A 15,767-nucleotide genomic window follows, 5' to 3' on the forward strand; every position below is an offset into this window, starting at 1 on the left:
CCGCCCATGCAGCACGAGGCGATGCGCGTCCTGGTCGTGACCGCGGTGGCGGCGGAGGCGGAAGCCGTCGCCGCGGGCGCACCCGGCCTCGACGTGCTCGCCGCGGGCGTCGGCCCCGCGGCCGCCGCTGCCGCCACGGCCCGTGAGCTGACCGCCGCCGCACTCGGCGGGCGGCCCTACGGGCTGGTGATCTCGGCCGGCATCGGCGGCGGTTTCGCGCCGCACGCCCCCGTCGGGGCGCTCGCCGTCTCCGACGCGATCGTCGCCGCCGACCTCGGGGCCGAGACCCCGGAGGGCTTCGTGCCCGTCACCGAGCTCGGCTTCGGCACGGTCCGCCACGAGCCGCCCGCCTCTCTCGTACGGGAGCTCGCGGCCGCCACCGGAGCACGCACCGGGACCGTGCTCACCGTCTCCACCGTCACCGGATCCGCCGCACGCGCCGAGGAGTTGCTCGCGCGCCATCCCGGGGCCCTGATCGAGGCGATGGAGGGCTTCGGGGTCGCCGAGGCCGCCGTGGCGCAGGGCATCCCGGTCGTGGAGATACGCGCCGTCTCCAACCCCGTGGGTCCGCGCGACCGTTCCGCCTGGCGGATCGGGGACGCGCTGCAGGCACTCACCGCCGGGTTCGGGAAGTCGGCGCCCGTACTGGAGAGTTGGAACCCCTATGACCGACCCCGTGACTGACCTCGCCGCGCGACCGCTGCGGATCGCCTACTCGCCCTGCCCGAACGACACCTTCGTCTTCCACGCCTGGGCCCACGGCCTGGTCCCCGGCGCCCCGGAGCTCGACGTCACGTTCGCGGACATCGACATCACCAACGGCATGGCCGAGCGCGGCGAGTTCGACATCCTCAAGGTCTCGTACGCGGTGCTGCCGTACGTGCTCGACGAGTACGCGCTGCTGCCCTGCGGCGGTGCGCTCGGCCGGGGCTGCGGGCCGCTGGTGCTCACGCGGGAGCCGGGCGTCGACCTGACGGGCAGGACAGTCGCCGTGCCCAGCGAGAAGTCGACCGCGTATCTCCTCTTCCGGCTGTGGGCCGCGGACACGCTGCCCGGCGGCGGTGTGGGAAAGATCGTCGTGCTGCCCTTCCACGAGATCATGCCCGCGGTGCGCGACGGCCGGGTGGACGCAGGTCTCGTCATCCACGAAGCGCGCTTCACGTATCAGAACTACGGGCTGCACTGCCTGGCCGACATGGGCGTCCACTGGGAGCAGACCACGGGTCTGCCGATCCCGCTCGGCGCGATCATCGCGAAGCGCTCGCTCGGCGAGGAGACGCTCAAGTCCCTCGCCGACGCGGCCCGTTCGTCGGTGCGGATGGCCTGGGACGACCCGGCTGCCTCGCGCGCGTACGTACTGGAGCACGCACAGGAGATGGACCCGGCGGTCGCCGACCAGCACATCGGGCTCTACGTCAACGAGTTCACGGCCGACCTCGGCGAGGACGGCCACGCGGCGATCCGCGGACTGCTCACACGCGCCGCGGCCGAGGGGCTCGTCCCGCCCCTCGGCCGCGATGCGCTGAATCTCGTATGACTGCCGGCGTCTCCTAGACGTCCAGCTGGTCCGCGACGGCCCGCAGCATCCCGGCGATCTTGGCGCCGTGCGCCTTGTCGGGGTAGCGGCCGCGCTCCAGCTGCTGCGTGACGTTCTCGAGCAGCGTCGTCAGGTCCTGCACGATCGACGCCAGCTCGTCGGGCTTGCGGCGCGTGGCCGCGGCCACCGACGGCGTCGGGTCGAGCAGAGTCACGGAAAGGGCCTGGTCACCGCGTTGTCCGGCGACCACGCCGAACTCCACGCGCTGGCCGGGCTTGAGGGCGTCGACTCCGGCAGGCAGCACGGAAGAGTGAACGAAGACGTCGCCGCCGTCATCGCGGGAGAGAAAGCCGAAGCCCTTCTCACTGTTGAACCACTTGACCTTGCCGGTAGGCAAAGCACCGACCCCTCTCGCTACCGCTCTGTGCTTGTGCCCCGAGCGCCCTTGGTTACGTACCCACGGGAAAGCTATCCCAAAGGCCATCAGCCGTCATCAGGCGCAGAGCCCCCTGTCCTGCACGGACGGACGGGCGGTGCGCCGGAGCCGGGGCGTCCGCGGGCGGTGCGGGTGCCGTACCGGCGCCGGCCAGTGGAACGGGGCTGCCCACCGCGGTGAGCGTGCTGGTCGCGCAGCCGAGGACGAGCTGATACTCGGTCAGCTCCGAGCCGAGCACCAGATGCACGGACGCGGTTCCGCCGCCGGCGGCGGCGATGTTGGACTCGGTGCTGAAGGGCAGCCGCGGCGCCGTGGGGTTGAGCCCGAACTCGAGAGCGGTGACGCGGGCATGGCCGGGGTCGGCGGCGAAGAGCCCCGACAGGGCCCCGGCCGCGAGCGCGGACCCGGACTCCGACGCCTTCATCCCGGTCACCGTCCCGTCCTCGACCGTGAGGACCAGCGGATAGTGGGAGAGCGCGGAGAGCCTCTCGTACCACTCCTGCCGTGGTCCCGGCACGGGCCCGCGGCCGAACACCACCGGACGTCCCTTGACGGCCACCCGGCCGTCCACCACGGCGTCGGCCGACCGCCGGCGGCCGGCCGGCGCCGCCTGCACGACCCCTGGCCGGAAGCTTCCGGCGGCCGGTCCCACGGGGCCGAGGCCGGCGCCGGTCACCGTCGCCAGCGAACGGGTCAGCGGGTCCGTCAGGACAAGGCCCGCCGCCCCGGCGAGCGCGTCGGCCAGCTTCTCGGCGGTCCGCCGGATGACCACCGGGTCGCTCGCCTCAAGTGAACGGAGCAGGACGCGCAGCCGGTCGTAAGTGAGCGGCCCGGTACCGACGCGCAGCGCGGCAACCGTGCGCCCGGGTCCGACCTCGTGCGCGGGCGCCGTCAGGAGCGGGTCGTCACCGGCCACGACGAGCACATCGCTGTCGTCGGGGACCTGCGAGCGCAGCACCTCGGTCAGCGTGCTGCCGGGGCTCGCGGTCACCTTCCGCCAGTCCTGGTAGCGGCGCGGAGGGTCGATGCGGACGAGGTCCGAGAGCCTGTGTTCCATGACGAGTGCGAACCGGCTCCTGCCCGTCGGGTACTGGCGGCAGGAATCAGGGCGGACGGTTATCACCGTGAGACTCCCAGATAAATGGTCAGCAATATCAACAAGGCAGGGGTGGGAAATTCTGCAACACATTGGAGTCCATACGTACCGGATGTTACCGACTGGTTCGCATGGCGTCGCCAACTCAATACCAAAGAGCTGATCCAGCGCAATGACACCCGGACATTCTGACCGAAAAGAATCGCCGCCGGAACAGGCCTCCTCCGGGCATTCATGCGGATGTGACGAGCGAAGTGGATTTTCGGCCACCCGTCACGCGGCAGAAATTCAGGGGTGGCGTACGTCACTACAACAAGCCCTTGAAATCTGTCATTCTCAGGAAGTCACCTGCCCAACTCGCGCGCCATCAAGACGGGAATACGCCAGGGGGGACCATGCCCGAGCAACATCCGTACGTGCCCGTTCCCGAAGAATGCCGACGGGCACTCACGAGCCGTCTGCCCTTTTTGACCGAGTCGATTCTCAACGATTTGCGTACGACGCAGCTCGCCTATCGGAACGGCACCATTCCGCCGGTCGAGCCGCCGATGTGGATCAGCCGGTCGGTCGGCGCCGCGCTCGACGCCATGTCGCTCGGATCGGTGGACGAGATCGCCGAGACCCTGCCCGTGGCCCGGACCACCGGGGCGCGCCGGGCCCGGCAGGGAGTGCCGGTCGCGGCACTCGCCCGCGCCTACCACGTCGGCGGCCGGCTGATCAACGCCACCGTGGCCCAATGGGCCGCGGAGCAGGGCCTGGCGTCGGAGCGGTCGGCCGCGTTCATGGACACCGTCCTCACGGTCGCGGAGCAGCACAGCCGCGCCGCCATCGAGGCCCACCAGGAGCTGTGGCGTTCCCTGCCGCCCGTCCCGGCCGCGGAGAGTCTGCTGCACGCACTCCTGAACGGAGAGACCAGCGCCGTCGTGGCGGGTGAGCTGGCCCGGGAGCTGGCGCTGCCCGAGCACGGCCGGTACGCGGTGATCGTGCTGCGCCCGGGCGCACCGGGCGGTGCGCCGCGGCCGCTTGCCGAACTGCCCACGTGGATCTCGGGTCTGCGCACCGTGTGGCGGGCGCAGCACGATGTCGCGTTCGGTGTCGTGGTCCTGAAGGACACCGCCGCCGCGGCGCTCGGGGACGGCCTGCCGGTCACCGGTGCACGGATCGGGGTCAGCGCCGCCGTGCCCGGCCTCACCGAGCTGGGCCGGGCACGCCGCCAAGCCGAGCTCGCGGAGCGGACATTGGGGCGCGGCACCGGTGTCGCGCACTTCGAGGGGCGCCTGACGAAAGCGATGCTCACGACGGCCCCCGACGTCGCCCTGCAGATGCAGTCCCGGGTGCTCGCTCCGGTGCTCGACCTCGACGAGGCGACGCGGGATGTCCTGCTCGGCACCCTGCGCGCCTGGCGCGATGCCGACGGTTCGATGGCCGAGGCGGCCAAAGCGCTCTACTGCCATCGCAACACCGTTCTGTACAGGCTGCGCAAGCTGGAGCGGCTGACCCGTCGCTCCCTGTCGTCACCGCAGGAGATGATCGAAATCGTCCTGGCGGCAGAGGCGTTCGAGCTGACGCACGGAGGCGGGACCGCACACCGGGAATCCGGGGCACCACCGTTTCCCTCAAGTCAGTTGGACATGACAACCTATCCCCATGGGAACTCCTGACCTTCCGCAGAACCGGCTTCCGGAACGCGTCGACACCCCGGGCGCACCCGGCAGGCCCTGCTCGATCGCCGCGGCGTTGAAGATCGTCGGAGAGCGCTGGGCACTGCTCGCGGTCCGCGAGATCGGATTCGGCAACCACCGGTTCGACCAGATCGCGACCAACACCGGTGCGTCCCGGGACATCCTCACCGCGCGGCTGCGCTCGCTCGAAGCGGCCGGTGTGCTCTACCGGAGCCTGTACAACGAGCGTCCGCCGCGCTACCAGTACCACCTCACCGAGGCGGGGCGTGATCTGTTCCCGGTGCTCGCGGCGCTGCGCACCTGGGGCGACCGCTGGCTGGTCGACGAGAAGCCGACCGTCGTCGAGCACACCTGCGGTCACGAGCTGCGCGTCGTATCGGCCTGCGAGCACTGCGGCGGCCGGCTCGACACCCGCGGCGGTCCCGCGGTACCCCGCTTCCAGGCGCCCGGCTGGGAGAAGTCGGGGCCGGTGCAGGACTGAAGAACGTCCGGGCCGGTGCAGGACCGAGCGTCCGGGCCGGCCCGGCGGCCAAGCCGCCTTGCCGGCCCGGGCGTTCGGCCGGCGCCGCCGTTCAGTCGGCACTGCGCCGGAAGGTGCGGCCCACGCAGAGGCAGGCGAGCGCGGTCAGCGCGGCGCACCCTCCGGTGAACCACCAGCCGCGGTCGAAGGCCTGCAGCACTCCGCCCGACCCCGCGTCCAGGATCGCCACGAGCAGCGCCACTCCCAGTACGGAGCCGAGCTGGCGGGCCATCGTCACCACCGCGGAGCCGGTGGAGAAGCTCTGCGGGGGCACCGCGGTGACGCCCGCGCCGATCAGCGTGGGCATCGTCAGACCGACGCCGATGCCGGTGAGCATCATGCCCGGCAGCATCCCGGTCGCGTAGCCGGAGTCCGCGTGCATCGCACCGAGCCACCAGGCGATACCGGCCACGAACACCAGACAGCCGGCGAAGGAGACGAGCGCCGCCCCGAAGCGCCGGACGATCCCGGCCGCACCGATGGCGAGGATGGGCACCATCAGCGGTCCGGGAGCGAGCCCGAGGCCGGTGGCGAGCGGGGACCAGTGCCAGACGTCCTGCAGCCACAGCACGCACGAGAGCAGCAGCGCGGCGAACGGCACGGCGAAGAGCAGGCTGGCGAACGAGGCGGTGGCGAAGGTCGGCAGCCGCAGCAGCTCCAGGGGGAGCACCGGCGACGCGGCCCGCGCCGAGCGCAGCACGAAGAGGCCGAGCAGCAGAACGCCGCCGGCCAGCGAGCCGAGCACCTCGGGCGAAGTCCATCCCCACTCGGGGCTCTTGACCAGGCCGAGGGCGAGCACGCCGATCGCGGCCGTGAAGAGCGCCGCCCCGAACAGGTCCGGCAGATCGGCCTTGGTCTTCGCCGGGGTACGGGGCAGCAGGCGGGGTCCCAGGAACAGGACGGCCAGGCCGATCGGGACGTTCACCAGGAAGACCCAGCGCCAGCTGATCTCGGTGAGCAGTCCGCCGGCGGCGGGCCCCAGGGTGGCGATACCGCTGACCGCGGTCCAACCCCGGATCGCGCCCAGACGCTTCTCCGGCGGCGCCGCCGCGAGGAGCAGGCCGAGCGAGGCCGGGATGAGGGCGGCCGCCCCCGCCGCCTGCAGGCCGCGCAGGGCCACGAGGGCCCAGATGTTGGGCGCGACGGTGCAGGCCAGCGAGGCGAGGGTGAACACGGCGGTACCGGCCAGATACGTGGCCCGCGCGCCGAACCGGTCGGCGAAGTTGCCCGCCGGCACCAGGAGCGCGGCGAAGACCACCGCGTAGGCGTTGAGCACCCAGGAGACCGAGGAGAGAGGGGAGTTGTCGAAGTCGTCGGCGATCTGCGGCAGGGCGACGTTGACGATGAAGAGGTCGAGGTTGGCCATCAGGACCCCCGCCGCCACCACGGCGAACACGGGCCCGAATCTGCTCGGCTCAAGGGCCGCCGGCTTGGCCGCCGATTCCTGGACTGTCACGGTACCTCGCAGCTACTAGTGAGTTGGGAAGTCCAACTAATAAGGGCGCGGACGATGCTAGCCAGGGTTCGTTGGACATGGCAACCGACTCGGACCCGCTGCGGGCAACCGTGAACTTCCCCACATCACACGGCAGTTGAAGGAGGCGGCATTGCGCCGGAGGCGCCGTTTCCCTACGGTCGGTCGCAACTTCCAACTGACGAGGAGTGGGCCTTGACGACCGCTCTGCCCGATTCACCCGGCCGCCTGCTGGCGCGCGGACTCGACGGCCCGGTCGAGGCCGGGCCCCACCTGTGGGGCTTCGGCGGCCTGCACGGCGGGCTCGCACTGGCTCTGCTGACCTCGGCGATGCACCGCTCGGTGCCGGCCGAGGCCGAACTGCGCACCGTGACAGCCCGCTTCCACCGGTCGCTCACCGACCGCTTCGACGTGGAGAGCACGGTGCTGCGGCCCGGCACGGTCACCACGCTCGCCGCCCGCGCCGTACGGGCGGACGGCGGGCCGGGCCCCGAGGCCGACGCGACCGCGACCTTCGCCCCGAGGCGTCCGGCCGGCACCGTGCCGATGAGTCCCGCACCGCCGGCCGCGCCGCCGCCGCAGGACTGCGAACTGTTCACCATCCCGCCCGAGTTCGTGCCGATCTCCACCTTCATGGAGATCCGCCCCGTCGGCCCCAACCGGCCCTATTCCGGCTGCGCACAGCCCGAACTCACCGCCTGGATCCGGTTCACCGAGGACGATCTGCCCCCGGACACCGGCCGCTTTCTGACCCTGATCGACGCGCTCGCGCCGTCCTACGCCGCCGTCCTCACCGACCTGCGGCTCGTACCCACGCTCGAGCTCACCGTGCGCCCCGCACCCGGTCTGGCCCAGGCCTCCTCGCCCTGGATCCTGCTGCACGCCAGGACCCACCGTGCCGACGCGGGGGGCTGGGTCGACGAGCACATCGACGCCTGGGACGAGTCCGGCACCCACCTCGGCTCCGGCTACCAACTGCGACTCGTGCGCCCGCCGTCCGCCAACTGACATACACAGCACACGAGTCGAGCCCCGCCGGCGATCCGGCGGGGCTCGACTTCGTACAGCGGACTCGTCGTCGTACAGCGGGACTCGACGTCGTACGGCACGCCTCGACGTCGCACAGCGGGACTCGAAGCCGTACGGCCGTACGGCGCTCAGGCGATGCCCACGAGCTCCCGCCGGTAACCGGCCAGCTGCCGCTGGCTGTTCCAGCCCAGGAGGCCGGTCGTCACGCCGCCCCGGGTGCAGCGCGCGACGAACGCCCCGTCCCCCGGCCTGCCTTCGAGCACCTCAAGCTCCGCGTCCGGCGGGCAGGTTCCGTGCAGCTGGATCCGTACGTCGTACTGGTCCGTCCAGACATACGGCACGGCGTGGAAGGCCTGCCCGGCGCCGAGAAGGTTGCGGGCCGCAGCGACGCCTTGCAGAGCGGCGTTGGTGCGATGCTCCTGCCGTACGAGCGGTCCGTGCACCGGATGCCGCACGCGGGCCACATCGCCCGCCGCGAAGACACCGGGCGCGGCCCGCAGCGTCGGATCGCACACGATGCCGTCCGCAAGCTCCAGGCCGCTGTCCGCGAGCCAGGAGGTCGCGGGCGTCGAACCGACCGCGACCACGACCGCCTCGGCGGCCACCACGCTCCCGTCGTCGAGACGGATCCCGGTCACGCGCCCTTGCGCCGACGTGAGACCGCCGACCGCCACCGCGGTCCGCAGCGCCACGCCCCGCTCGACGTGCAACCGGCCCACGAGCGCGCCTGCTTCGGGTCCGAGCCGCGCCGCCAGCGGGGCGGGCTCGGGGCAGACCAGCGTGACGTCGAGGCCGAGGCCACGTGCCGTGGCCGCCACCTCGGTACCCGTGAACCCGCCGCCGACCACGGCCAGACGCGGCCGCCCGGCCAGCGTGGCGCGCAGGGCCACCGCGTCGTCCAGGGTGCGCAGCACATGCACCCCGGCCAGGGGATGCGGCACCGACGGCAGCGGGCGCGGCAGTACGCCAGTGGCGAGGAGCGCCTGGTCGTAGTCGAGGCGCTCCCCGCTGTCGAGCCGGACCCGGCGGGCCACGGGGTCGAGCCCGACGGCCCGCCGCCCGAGGAGCAGTTCGGCGTCCAGCTCCTGGTAGCGCCCGGCCGGCCGCAGGGCGGTCCGCTCGGCCGGCCAGGCGCCCGACAGGAACTGCTTGGACAGCGGAGGGCGGTCGTACGGCAGATGCCGCTCCGCACCGACCAGCGTCAGCCGCCCGCGGAACCCCTCCCGGCGCAGGGCCTCGGCCGCCGACACACCGGCGGCGGAGGCCCCGACCACGATGATTCTCATGCCCGCAGGTTTTCCAGGACGAGTGCGTTGGCCAGACCGCCCGCCTCGCACATGGTCTGCAGACCGAACCGGGCGTCCCGGTCCTCCAGGGCGTGCAGCAGGGTGGTGAGGATGCGGGCGCCGCTGCCGCCGAGCGGATGGCCGAGCGCGATGGCGCCGCCGCGGACATTGGTCTTCGCCAGGTCGGCGCCGGTTTCGCGCTGCCAGGCGAGGACGACCGACGCGAACGCCTCGTTGACCTCGAAGAGATCGATGTCGGAGAGCGAAAGCCCGGTCCGCTCAAGGACCTTGGAGGTGGCCGGGATCACCGCGGTCAGCATGAGCTGCGGATCGTCCCCGGCCACCGCGAACCCGGTCAGCCGTGCGCGCGCCCGCAGCCCGAGCCGCTGCGCGACCTCCTCGCCCATGATGAGCACCGCGGCGGCGCCGTCGTTGATCGGCGAGCTGTTGCCGGCCGTGACCTGCCAGCCGATCTCCGGGAAGCGCTGCTCGTACTCCGGCGTGTGGTACGCCGCCCGCAGCCCGGCCAGCGCCTCCAGCGAGGTGCCGGGCCGCACCGTCTCGTCCCGCACCCCCTTGACGGTCACCTCACGGTCGAACTCCCCCGCCTCCCAGGCGGCAGTGGCGCGCTGGTGCGACTGCAGGGCGAACGCGTCCAGTTCGGACCGGTCCAGTTTCCACTTGGCCGCGATCAGCTCCGCGCTGATCCCCTGGCCGACCAGACCCTGCGGGTAGCGCTCGTCGAGCGGGGCGAACGGATTGCTGCCGGGCAGCACGCTGGACCCCATGGGCACCCTGGACATGGACTCGACACCGCAGGCGATGACGATGTCGTAGGCCCCGGAGATGACGCCCTGAGCGGCGAAGTGCACCGCCTGCTGCGAGGAGCCGCACTGCCGGTCGACGGTGGTGGCCGGCACGCTCTCCGGGAACCCGGACGCGAGCACGGCCGACCTGGTGAGGTTCAGCGACTGGTCGCCCACCTGGGAGACGCAGCCGCCGATCACGTCGTCCACCAGGGCGGGGTCGATGCCGGTGCGTTCGACCAGCGCGCGCAGCGTGCCGGCGAGCAGCGCGACCGGGTGCTCGTCGGTCAGCATCCCTCCTTGCTTGCCTTTGCCGATGGGGGTCCTGACGGCCTCGACGACCACTGCGTTGCGCACGTGTCCTCCAGATATACGAGTTGCACGGGATGCACGGGATGTGCGAGCCGTGCGGGATGTGCATGTACGGGAAATGCGGGATGGGGAATGCGGGATACGGGATGTACGGGTGAAGAGCCAGGTGATGGTGGTCCGTTACGCGGACGGGACCGCTTCGAGCCGGGTGAAGCCCAGCTCCCCGAGCGGGCCGCTGACCGAGTCGAGCGTGAAGCCGGCCTGCGCGAGGAGGCCCCGGTACTCGTCCTCGGTCCGCTCCCGGCCGCCGGTCAGGACGAGCATCAGGAGGTCGGCGAGCAGGGCACGGCGGTGCTCGGCACCGACGACATCGGGGATCACCCGCTCGAAGATGATCAGACGGCCGTCCGGCTTGACCGCCTCCCGGATGCCGCGCAGGATCCGCAGCGCTTTCTCGTCGTCCCAGTCGTGCAGGATGAGCTTCATGACGTACGCGTCGGCGCCCTCCGGCACCGACTCGAAGAAGTTCCCCGCCGTCACGGTGGCACGGTCCCCGACACCGGCGGCCGCCAGCGTCCGGGCCGCCTCCGTCACGCCGGTCGGCATGTCGTACACCGTGCCGGCCGTCCGCGGAGCGGAGCGGAGGATCTCGGCGAGGAACACCCCGCTGCCTCCGCCGACGTCGACCACCGTGTGGAACCGCGTGAAGTCGCAGCCCTCGATGAGTCCGGCGGCGGTCTCGCTGGTCATCCGGCCCATGGCGCCGTTGAGTTTCGCGGCCTCCTCGGGGTGCTCGCCGAGGTAGGCGAACGCGGTGGTGCCGTAGTTGTGCTCGAAGGCGGTGCCTCCGGTCCGCAAGGAGTGCGCCACGTCGCCCCATGAGGACCAGGCACCGGCCGAGCAGAGGAACCGGAAGACGTCCCGGACGCTGCCGGGGGTGCCCGTGCGCAGATCGCCGCCGAGCTCGGTCAGTTCGAAGCGGTCGGGCTCCGTCTGCCGCACGACACCGAGCGTCGCGAGGGACCGGAGCAGCCGCAGTACGGTCGGGGCGTGGGTGCCGGTCTCCTCGGCCAGCCGGGCACTGGACCGCGGCCCTTCCGCGAGCCGGTCGATGAGTTCCAGATCCGTCGCCACGTGCAGGATCTGCGCCGACATGTACTCCCAGGCGATGTCGGTCAGGGGTGAGCGCGCCATCTTCGGACTCCTGGTGGCTAGTTGAAGAACTCGGCGAACGCGGCAAGGACGGCCTCGGGCTGTTCTTCGACCAGGTAGTTGCGCGAGCCCTTGATCTCGGCGACCCGGACGTTCGTACCCGAGGCGGTCAGCGCCTTCTCCATGTAGGCGAAGAACGGGCCGTAGGCGAGGCCGAGCATCTCGACGGTCACCTTCGGGTACGAGACGAAGTCCGCGATGTCCTGCTGATAGGTCTGGAACCAGCCGGTGCAGGCCCGGATCGCCCCGGGGGCGTCATAGGCCTGGGCGTAGACCCGCCGGTCGAAGTCCGTGATGGCGTCCGGGTTCACCAGGCTGATGCCGAACATGTAGTCGATGATGTGCCGGGACCGCCCGGCGAGCAGCTGCTCCGGCAACTCCTTGACCTGGTTGAACGCCAGCCACCAGCGGTGCGGCGGGGCATCACCCGGGCGCGGCACCATCGGGAACTCGTAGTAGCTCTCGTCGATATGGGTGGTGTTGAGGATCGCGACCTTCGTGACCGTGTCCGGGTGGTTGGCCGCGCAGGCGTAGGCGATCATGGCGCCGATCCCGTGGCCGGCGATCGCGGCCCGCTCGTAACCGAGGTGGTGGATCAGCTCCTTGATGTCGTGGGCCATCGACTTCTTCTCGAAGCCCGACTCCGGTTTGCCGGAGGAGCCCATGCCCCGGATGTCGACGGCGATCACCCGGTGCCGCCGGGCCAGTTCGGGCATCAGCTTGCGGTACTCCCACCAGGTCTCCGGCCAGCCCGGAAGGAGCACGAGCGGCGGACCCTCGCCCCCGCTGACATAGTGCAGGCGGACGCCGTTGACCTCGGCGAACTCGCTGGTGAACGCACCCAGCGAGGAGGCCAACTCCTGGTCGGTGATGGGGTGTTCCGTGGACATCTGCACTCCTGTGTGCCGTGTGGGTGTCGGACTGTGCGGAGCCGGGCGCTACTTGACGGTCACGGGCAGACGCTCGTGCCCGCGCTGGACGATCTGGTCGCGGAAGGAGGCACCGTGGGCGAGCGCGAGGCCGGGGAGCCGCTCGAAGAGCCGCGGCAGCATCGACTCGACGGACATCCGGGCCAGTGCGGCGCCCAGGCAGTAGTGGCTGCCGGCGCTGAGGGTCAGCGGCTGGTTGTCCCGGCGCGTGGGGTCGAAGACCCCGGGGTCGGTGAAGCGCCGCGGGTCCCGGTTGCCCGCCGCGATCAGCAGGGTCAGCGGGGTGCCCTTCGCCACGGGGAGCCCGAAGAACTCGAAGTCCTGCGAGGCGACCCGGTTCAGCGCCTGCACGGCGGGGTCGAAACGGAAGGACTCGTCCACGAAGCCCGCGGTGAACTCGCGGTCGCCGCGCAGCCGTTCGTGGTGGTCCGGATGCTCGATCGCCAGCCGTACGGTGTTGCTGATCAGGTCCATCGGCGCCTCGGTGGCCGCGACCAGGAGCAGCATGAGGTTGGCGACCAGCTCCTCCTCCGTGATCTCACCGCCGTCGTCCATGGCCCGTATCCAGCCGCTGGTCATGTCCGGTCCCGGAGCGGCCCGCAGCCGGGCGACGAGCGCGTAGAAGTACGCAGCGAACCGCTCCATGGCCTCGTCGCCGGGGACCAGGACGTTCAGGTCGCCGATCGGGTCGAGCGCGAGGGTGATGGCGCCGATGTCCTCCCGCATGCCCGGCTGGTCCTCGGGCGGAATGCCGAGGAGTTCCCCGATGACGCCGATCGCGTAGCGGTACGAGAACTCCTCGACCAGGTCGACGGCCTTGCCGTCCGCACCCGCACGGGCGAGGTGCTCCACGGCCTCCGTGGCGAGCCGGTCGACCATCTCGCGCAGCGCCACCACGCGCTGGGCGGAGAAGGCGTTGCCGAAGAAGCGGCGCAGCCGCTCGTGCCGCGGATCGTTGCTGAACAGCATGTTCCTGGTCAGCCAGCGCCATGACGCGTGATCGCGCCAACCAGGAAGACGCAGATCCTGGACCGCGTCGTCGGTGGAGAGCAGCAGCGCCGGCTCACGCAGGGCCTTGGCGCATTCGGCGTGACCGGTGACGAAGACGTGGGTGCCGCCCACGTCCACCAGCGGGCCGTGCGCCCGCATCTCCTCGTACAGCGGATAGGGGTTCTGCTTCCCCTCGTACGACAGCAGCTGGACCATGATGTCCAGCGGGTCGCGCAGGGTGGTCGCAGCGGTCATGTTCACTCCTGGTCTGTGGGGGCGGCGCGGCTCGCCGGTCTGCGGTCGCCGCGGCTCCGGCGTCGCGTAGGACGCGGATGGCAGAGCGGATTACAGCGGGGCCACGACGAAGTCCGCTTTGCTCACGCCGCAGTCCGGGCAGCTCCAGTCGTCGGGGATGTCCTCCCAGGCGGTGCCCGGCGGGATGCCCTCCTCGGGCAGGCCGAGGTCCTCGTAGTAGACCCAGCCGCAGATCAGGCACATCCAGGCCCGGCTGCGGACGACTCCGGTCGGGGTGCTCACAGGACGCTCTCCTCCGCGTGCTCGGCGACGAAGGCCGCCGTCGTCTCCTTGGTCACGGGCGACATCAGAATTCCCAGGTGTCCGCTGTCGGGCACGCTCCGCAGCCGGGCGCCGGGCAGCCCGGCGGCGATCGCCTCGGCCTCCGCGAACGGCACCACCGGGTCGCGCGGATCCGCCACGACAAGGACCGGCGCGGTGAGCGCGCGGCCGTGCGCGAGCACGTCCCAGTGGGTGACGGGAACGCCGTTGCGCCGGTGCAGTTCGGCGCGGATCAGCCCGGCGGTGCGCGCCGGCAGCCGGCCGGCCGCCCACCGGTCGAGGACCCCGCTGAGCGTGCGGGTCGGCGCCACCAGGGTGAGGCTGTCGATCCGCAGCTCCGGGCGGGCCGCGAGCGCGGCCGCCGTCACGATCGATCCGAGGGAGTGCGCCACGACCGCCCGTACGGGGCCGAGCGTGTCGAGGACCGCCCCCACCGCCTGCGTGTACTCGGTCATGGTGGCCTGCGTGCCCGCCGACACCCCGTGCCCGGGCGCGTCGAAGGCCGCCACCCGGTAACCGAGCTCCCGCAGCGGGCCGATGAGGCTGTGCATGCTGCTGGAGTCGGCTCCCCAGCCGTGGACGAGGAGCGCGGTGGGCAGCTCTTCGTCACCCCACAGATAGCCCTCGCGTACGCGCGGCGCTCCCGGTACGGGGAACGGCCGCGCGCCCAGCGGCGGCAGGTCGGCGGGGTGGATACCGAAGGCGCGGGTGGTGCTGAACGCGTCGGTGGCCCGGCGGCCCGCCGCCCCCGGCGTGAGGGCGCCGGTCACCGCGTACGCCATGCGCCCGATCACGCCGCGGACACCTTGGACGGGTCCTGCGCCGGTACGGGATTGTGGCCGAAGTCGGTGTAGAAGCCGGACTCGGTGTCGTAGAAGTGGCAGTCCCGCAGGATCCGCCAGAGCTCCCCGAACGTGAACCGGCGCTCGCGCACCATGCCCGGATAGGCCTCCTTGAGCGCTTCCTGGGCCTTGGGCAGGTGGTAGAAGGGCACCGCCGGGATCACGTGGTGGGCCGTGTGGATCGAGATGTTGTGGGTGAGGAAGAGCAGCCACCGCGGATACGTGTAGTCCGTGGTCACAAGGAGGCGGCTGGCGTTGCGCGTCCAGTGCTCCCCCGACAGATAGGGGATGTCGCTGGTGCTGTGGTGCATGAGCGTGGTGGCGCTGAACCAGGCGTGGATGAACAGCCACGGGGCCAGGAACATGGTGAGCAGTCCCTCGACGCCGAAGAAGTAGCCGAGCGCGGGGAGATAGACCGCGCAGACGGCCGCGACCACGACGATCGAACGGGCCACGTCACGGCGCATCTGCCGCTTCGGGAAGAAGCCGGGGCGGAATCCGGACACACGCCAGTAGTTGACCGTGCCGAACCAGAACGCGAAGGTCCGTGTCCCCTTGTACACGATCTTCTGCCGCAGCGGCATGCCCTCGTACATCCGGCCGGGCAGCGGCCGCCAGTCGGTGTCCAGCTCCAGGTTGTTGGTGTGCGCGTGATGCAGGTTGTGCACATGCCGCCAGGCGTGGAAAGGGTAGACGAGCGGCAGCAGGGCGATGTGTCCGATCACCGAGTTGAGACGGCGGGAGCGGGAGAACGACCCGTGCCCGCAGTCGTGGGCGATGCAGTGCAGACCCCAGCCGCCGAGGCCGGCGACGGTCCACAGGACGGGCCAGAGGTAGCCGGGTGCCAGCGCCGTACCGGCGACGCCACCCGCGTACAGCAGCCAGCTCAGGGCGAAGCCGAGCAGACCGCGGGCCACGTTCGGCTTGAGGTACTCGCTGGGCACGGCCTCCTGCAGCCGCACCCCCTTGAGCTGGTCCGACTTGCGCATGAACTCGCTGAACTCGGGTCCCGGCGCGGTGGGAAAGGAGTAGGCCGCCAT

Annotated in this window: 16 protein-coding genes; 5 read left to right on the forward strand and 11 right to left on the reverse strand. The window is 71.4% G+C overall.

Features of this window, described 5'->3' with window-relative positions:
• Positions 1-6: 6 nt before the first annotated feature.
• Both H9Y04_RS28495 and H9Y04_RS28500 read left to right on the forward strand, forming a co-directional pair.
• Positions 7-684: a futalosine hydrolase gene (locus H9Y04_RS28495; RefSeq protein WP_438818156.1), complete on the forward strand. Its 678-nt coding sequence runs from the start codon at positions 7-9 to the stop codon at positions 682-684.
• On the forward strand, positions 665-1,537 hold the full coding sequence (locus tag H9Y04_RS28500; protein WP_187816928.1) for a 1,4-dihydroxy-6-naphtoate synthase: 873 nt from the start codon (positions 665-667) through the stop codon (positions 1,535-1,537). Before H9Y04_RS28495 ends, H9Y04_RS28500 begins: the two co-directional genes overlap by 20 nt.
• A gap of 13 nt (positions 1,538-1,550) precedes the next feature.
• Here H9Y04_RS28500 and H9Y04_RS47825 read toward each other — a convergent pair whose 3' ends face one another.
• Together H9Y04_RS47825 and H9Y04_RS28510 are read right to left on the reverse strand one after the other, a co-directional pair.
• Positions 1,551-1,934, reverse strand: a complete 384-nt coding sequence (locus H9Y04_RS47825) for a cold-shock protein (protein WP_052579279.1) — start codon at positions 1,932-1,934, stop codon at positions 1,551-1,553.
• 52 nt (positions 1,935-1,986) lie between these two features.
• Positions 1,987-3,030: a hypothetical protein gene (locus tag H9Y04_RS28510; RefSeq protein ID WP_187816929.1), complete on the reverse strand. Its 1,044-nt coding sequence runs from the start codon at positions 3,028-3,030 to the stop codon at positions 1,987-1,989.
• Between the two features lie 530 nt (positions 3,031-3,560).
• Between H9Y04_RS28510 and H9Y04_RS28515 the strand changes: the two genes are divergently transcribed.
• Positions 3,561-4,730, forward strand: a complete 1,170-nt coding sequence (locus tag H9Y04_RS28515) for a PucR family transcriptional regulator (RefSeq protein WP_187816930.1) — start codon at positions 3,561-3,563, stop codon at positions 4,728-4,730.
• Complete coding sequence (locus tag H9Y04_RS28520; protein WP_187816931.1) at positions 4,717-5,232, forward strand: winged helix-turn-helix transcriptional regulator; 516 nt, start codon at positions 4,717-4,719, stop codon at positions 5,230-5,232. The genes H9Y04_RS28515 and H9Y04_RS28520 overlap by 14 nt, the downstream gene beginning before the upstream one ends.
• Before the next feature lie 91 nt (positions 5,233-5,323).
• On the opposite strand, the gene H9Y04_RS28525 is transcribed toward H9Y04_RS28520, so the two are convergent.
• Positions 5,324-6,727, reverse strand: coding sequence for an MFS transporter (locus tag H9Y04_RS28525; protein ID WP_308801134.1), 1,404 nt, complete (start codon positions 6,725-6,727; stop codon positions 5,324-5,326).
• Between the two features lie 213 nt (positions 6,728-6,940).
• Between H9Y04_RS28525 and H9Y04_RS28530 the strand changes: the two genes are divergently transcribed.
• Positions 6,941-7,753: an acyl-CoA thioesterase domain-containing protein gene (locus H9Y04_RS28530; protein WP_236071574.1), complete on the forward strand. Its 813-nt coding sequence runs from the start codon at positions 6,941-6,943 to the stop codon at positions 7,751-7,753.
• A gap of 149 nt (positions 7,754-7,902) precedes the next feature.
• On the opposite strand, the gene H9Y04_RS28535 is transcribed toward H9Y04_RS28530, so the two are convergent.
• The 8 genes from H9Y04_RS28535 to H9Y04_RS28570 form a co-directional block, all read right to left on the reverse strand.
• Positions 7,903-9,060 (reverse strand): NAD(P)/FAD-dependent oxidoreductase, encoded by a 1,158-nt coding sequence (locus H9Y04_RS28535; protein ID WP_187816932.1) that lies wholly within the window; start codon positions 9,058-9,060, stop codon positions 7,903-7,905.
• Positions 9,057-10,223, reverse strand: coding sequence for a thiolase family protein (locus H9Y04_RS28540; protein WP_187816933.1), 1,167 nt, complete (start codon positions 10,221-10,223; stop codon positions 9,057-9,059). Before H9Y04_RS28540 ends, H9Y04_RS28535 begins: the two co-directional genes overlap by 4 nt.
• A 135-nt stretch (positions 10,224-10,358) precedes the next feature.
• Positions 10,359-11,372, reverse strand: coding sequence for a methyltransferase (locus H9Y04_RS28545; protein WP_187816934.1), 1,014 nt, complete (start codon positions 11,370-11,372; stop codon positions 10,359-10,361).
• Positions 11,373-11,389: 17 nt separating this feature from the next.
• A complete protein-coding gene (locus H9Y04_RS28550; protein WP_187816935.1) occupies positions 11,390-12,280 on the reverse strand; it encodes an alpha/beta fold hydrolase in 891 nt (296 codons plus the stop codon).
• A gap of 48 nt (positions 12,281-12,328) precedes the next feature.
• Positions 12,329-13,564 (reverse strand): cytochrome P450, encoded by a 1,236-nt coding sequence (locus H9Y04_RS28555; protein ID WP_187816936.1) that lies wholly within the window; start codon positions 13,562-13,564, stop codon positions 12,329-12,331.
• 90 nt (positions 13,565-13,654) lie between these two features.
• A complete protein-coding gene (locus H9Y04_RS28560) occupies positions 13,655-13,846 on the reverse strand; it encodes a rubredoxin (protein ID WP_438818157.1) in 192 nt (63 codons plus the stop codon).
• A complete protein-coding gene (locus H9Y04_RS28565) occupies positions 13,843-14,679 on the reverse strand; it encodes an alpha/beta fold hydrolase (protein ID WP_308801135.1) in 837 nt (278 codons plus the stop codon). The genes H9Y04_RS28560 and H9Y04_RS28565 overlap by 4 nt, the downstream gene beginning before the upstream one ends.
• Positions 14,676-15,767, reverse strand: a complete 1,092-nt coding sequence (locus H9Y04_RS28570) for a fatty acid desaturase (protein WP_187817092.1) — start codon at positions 15,765-15,767, stop codon at positions 14,676-14,678. Before H9Y04_RS28570 ends, H9Y04_RS28565 begins: the two co-directional genes overlap by 4 nt.

Source organism: Streptomyces polyasparticus (assembly GCF_014493765.1).
GTDB lineage: Bacteria > Actinomycetota > Actinomycetes > Streptomycetales > Streptomycetaceae > Streptomyces > Streptomyces polyasparticus.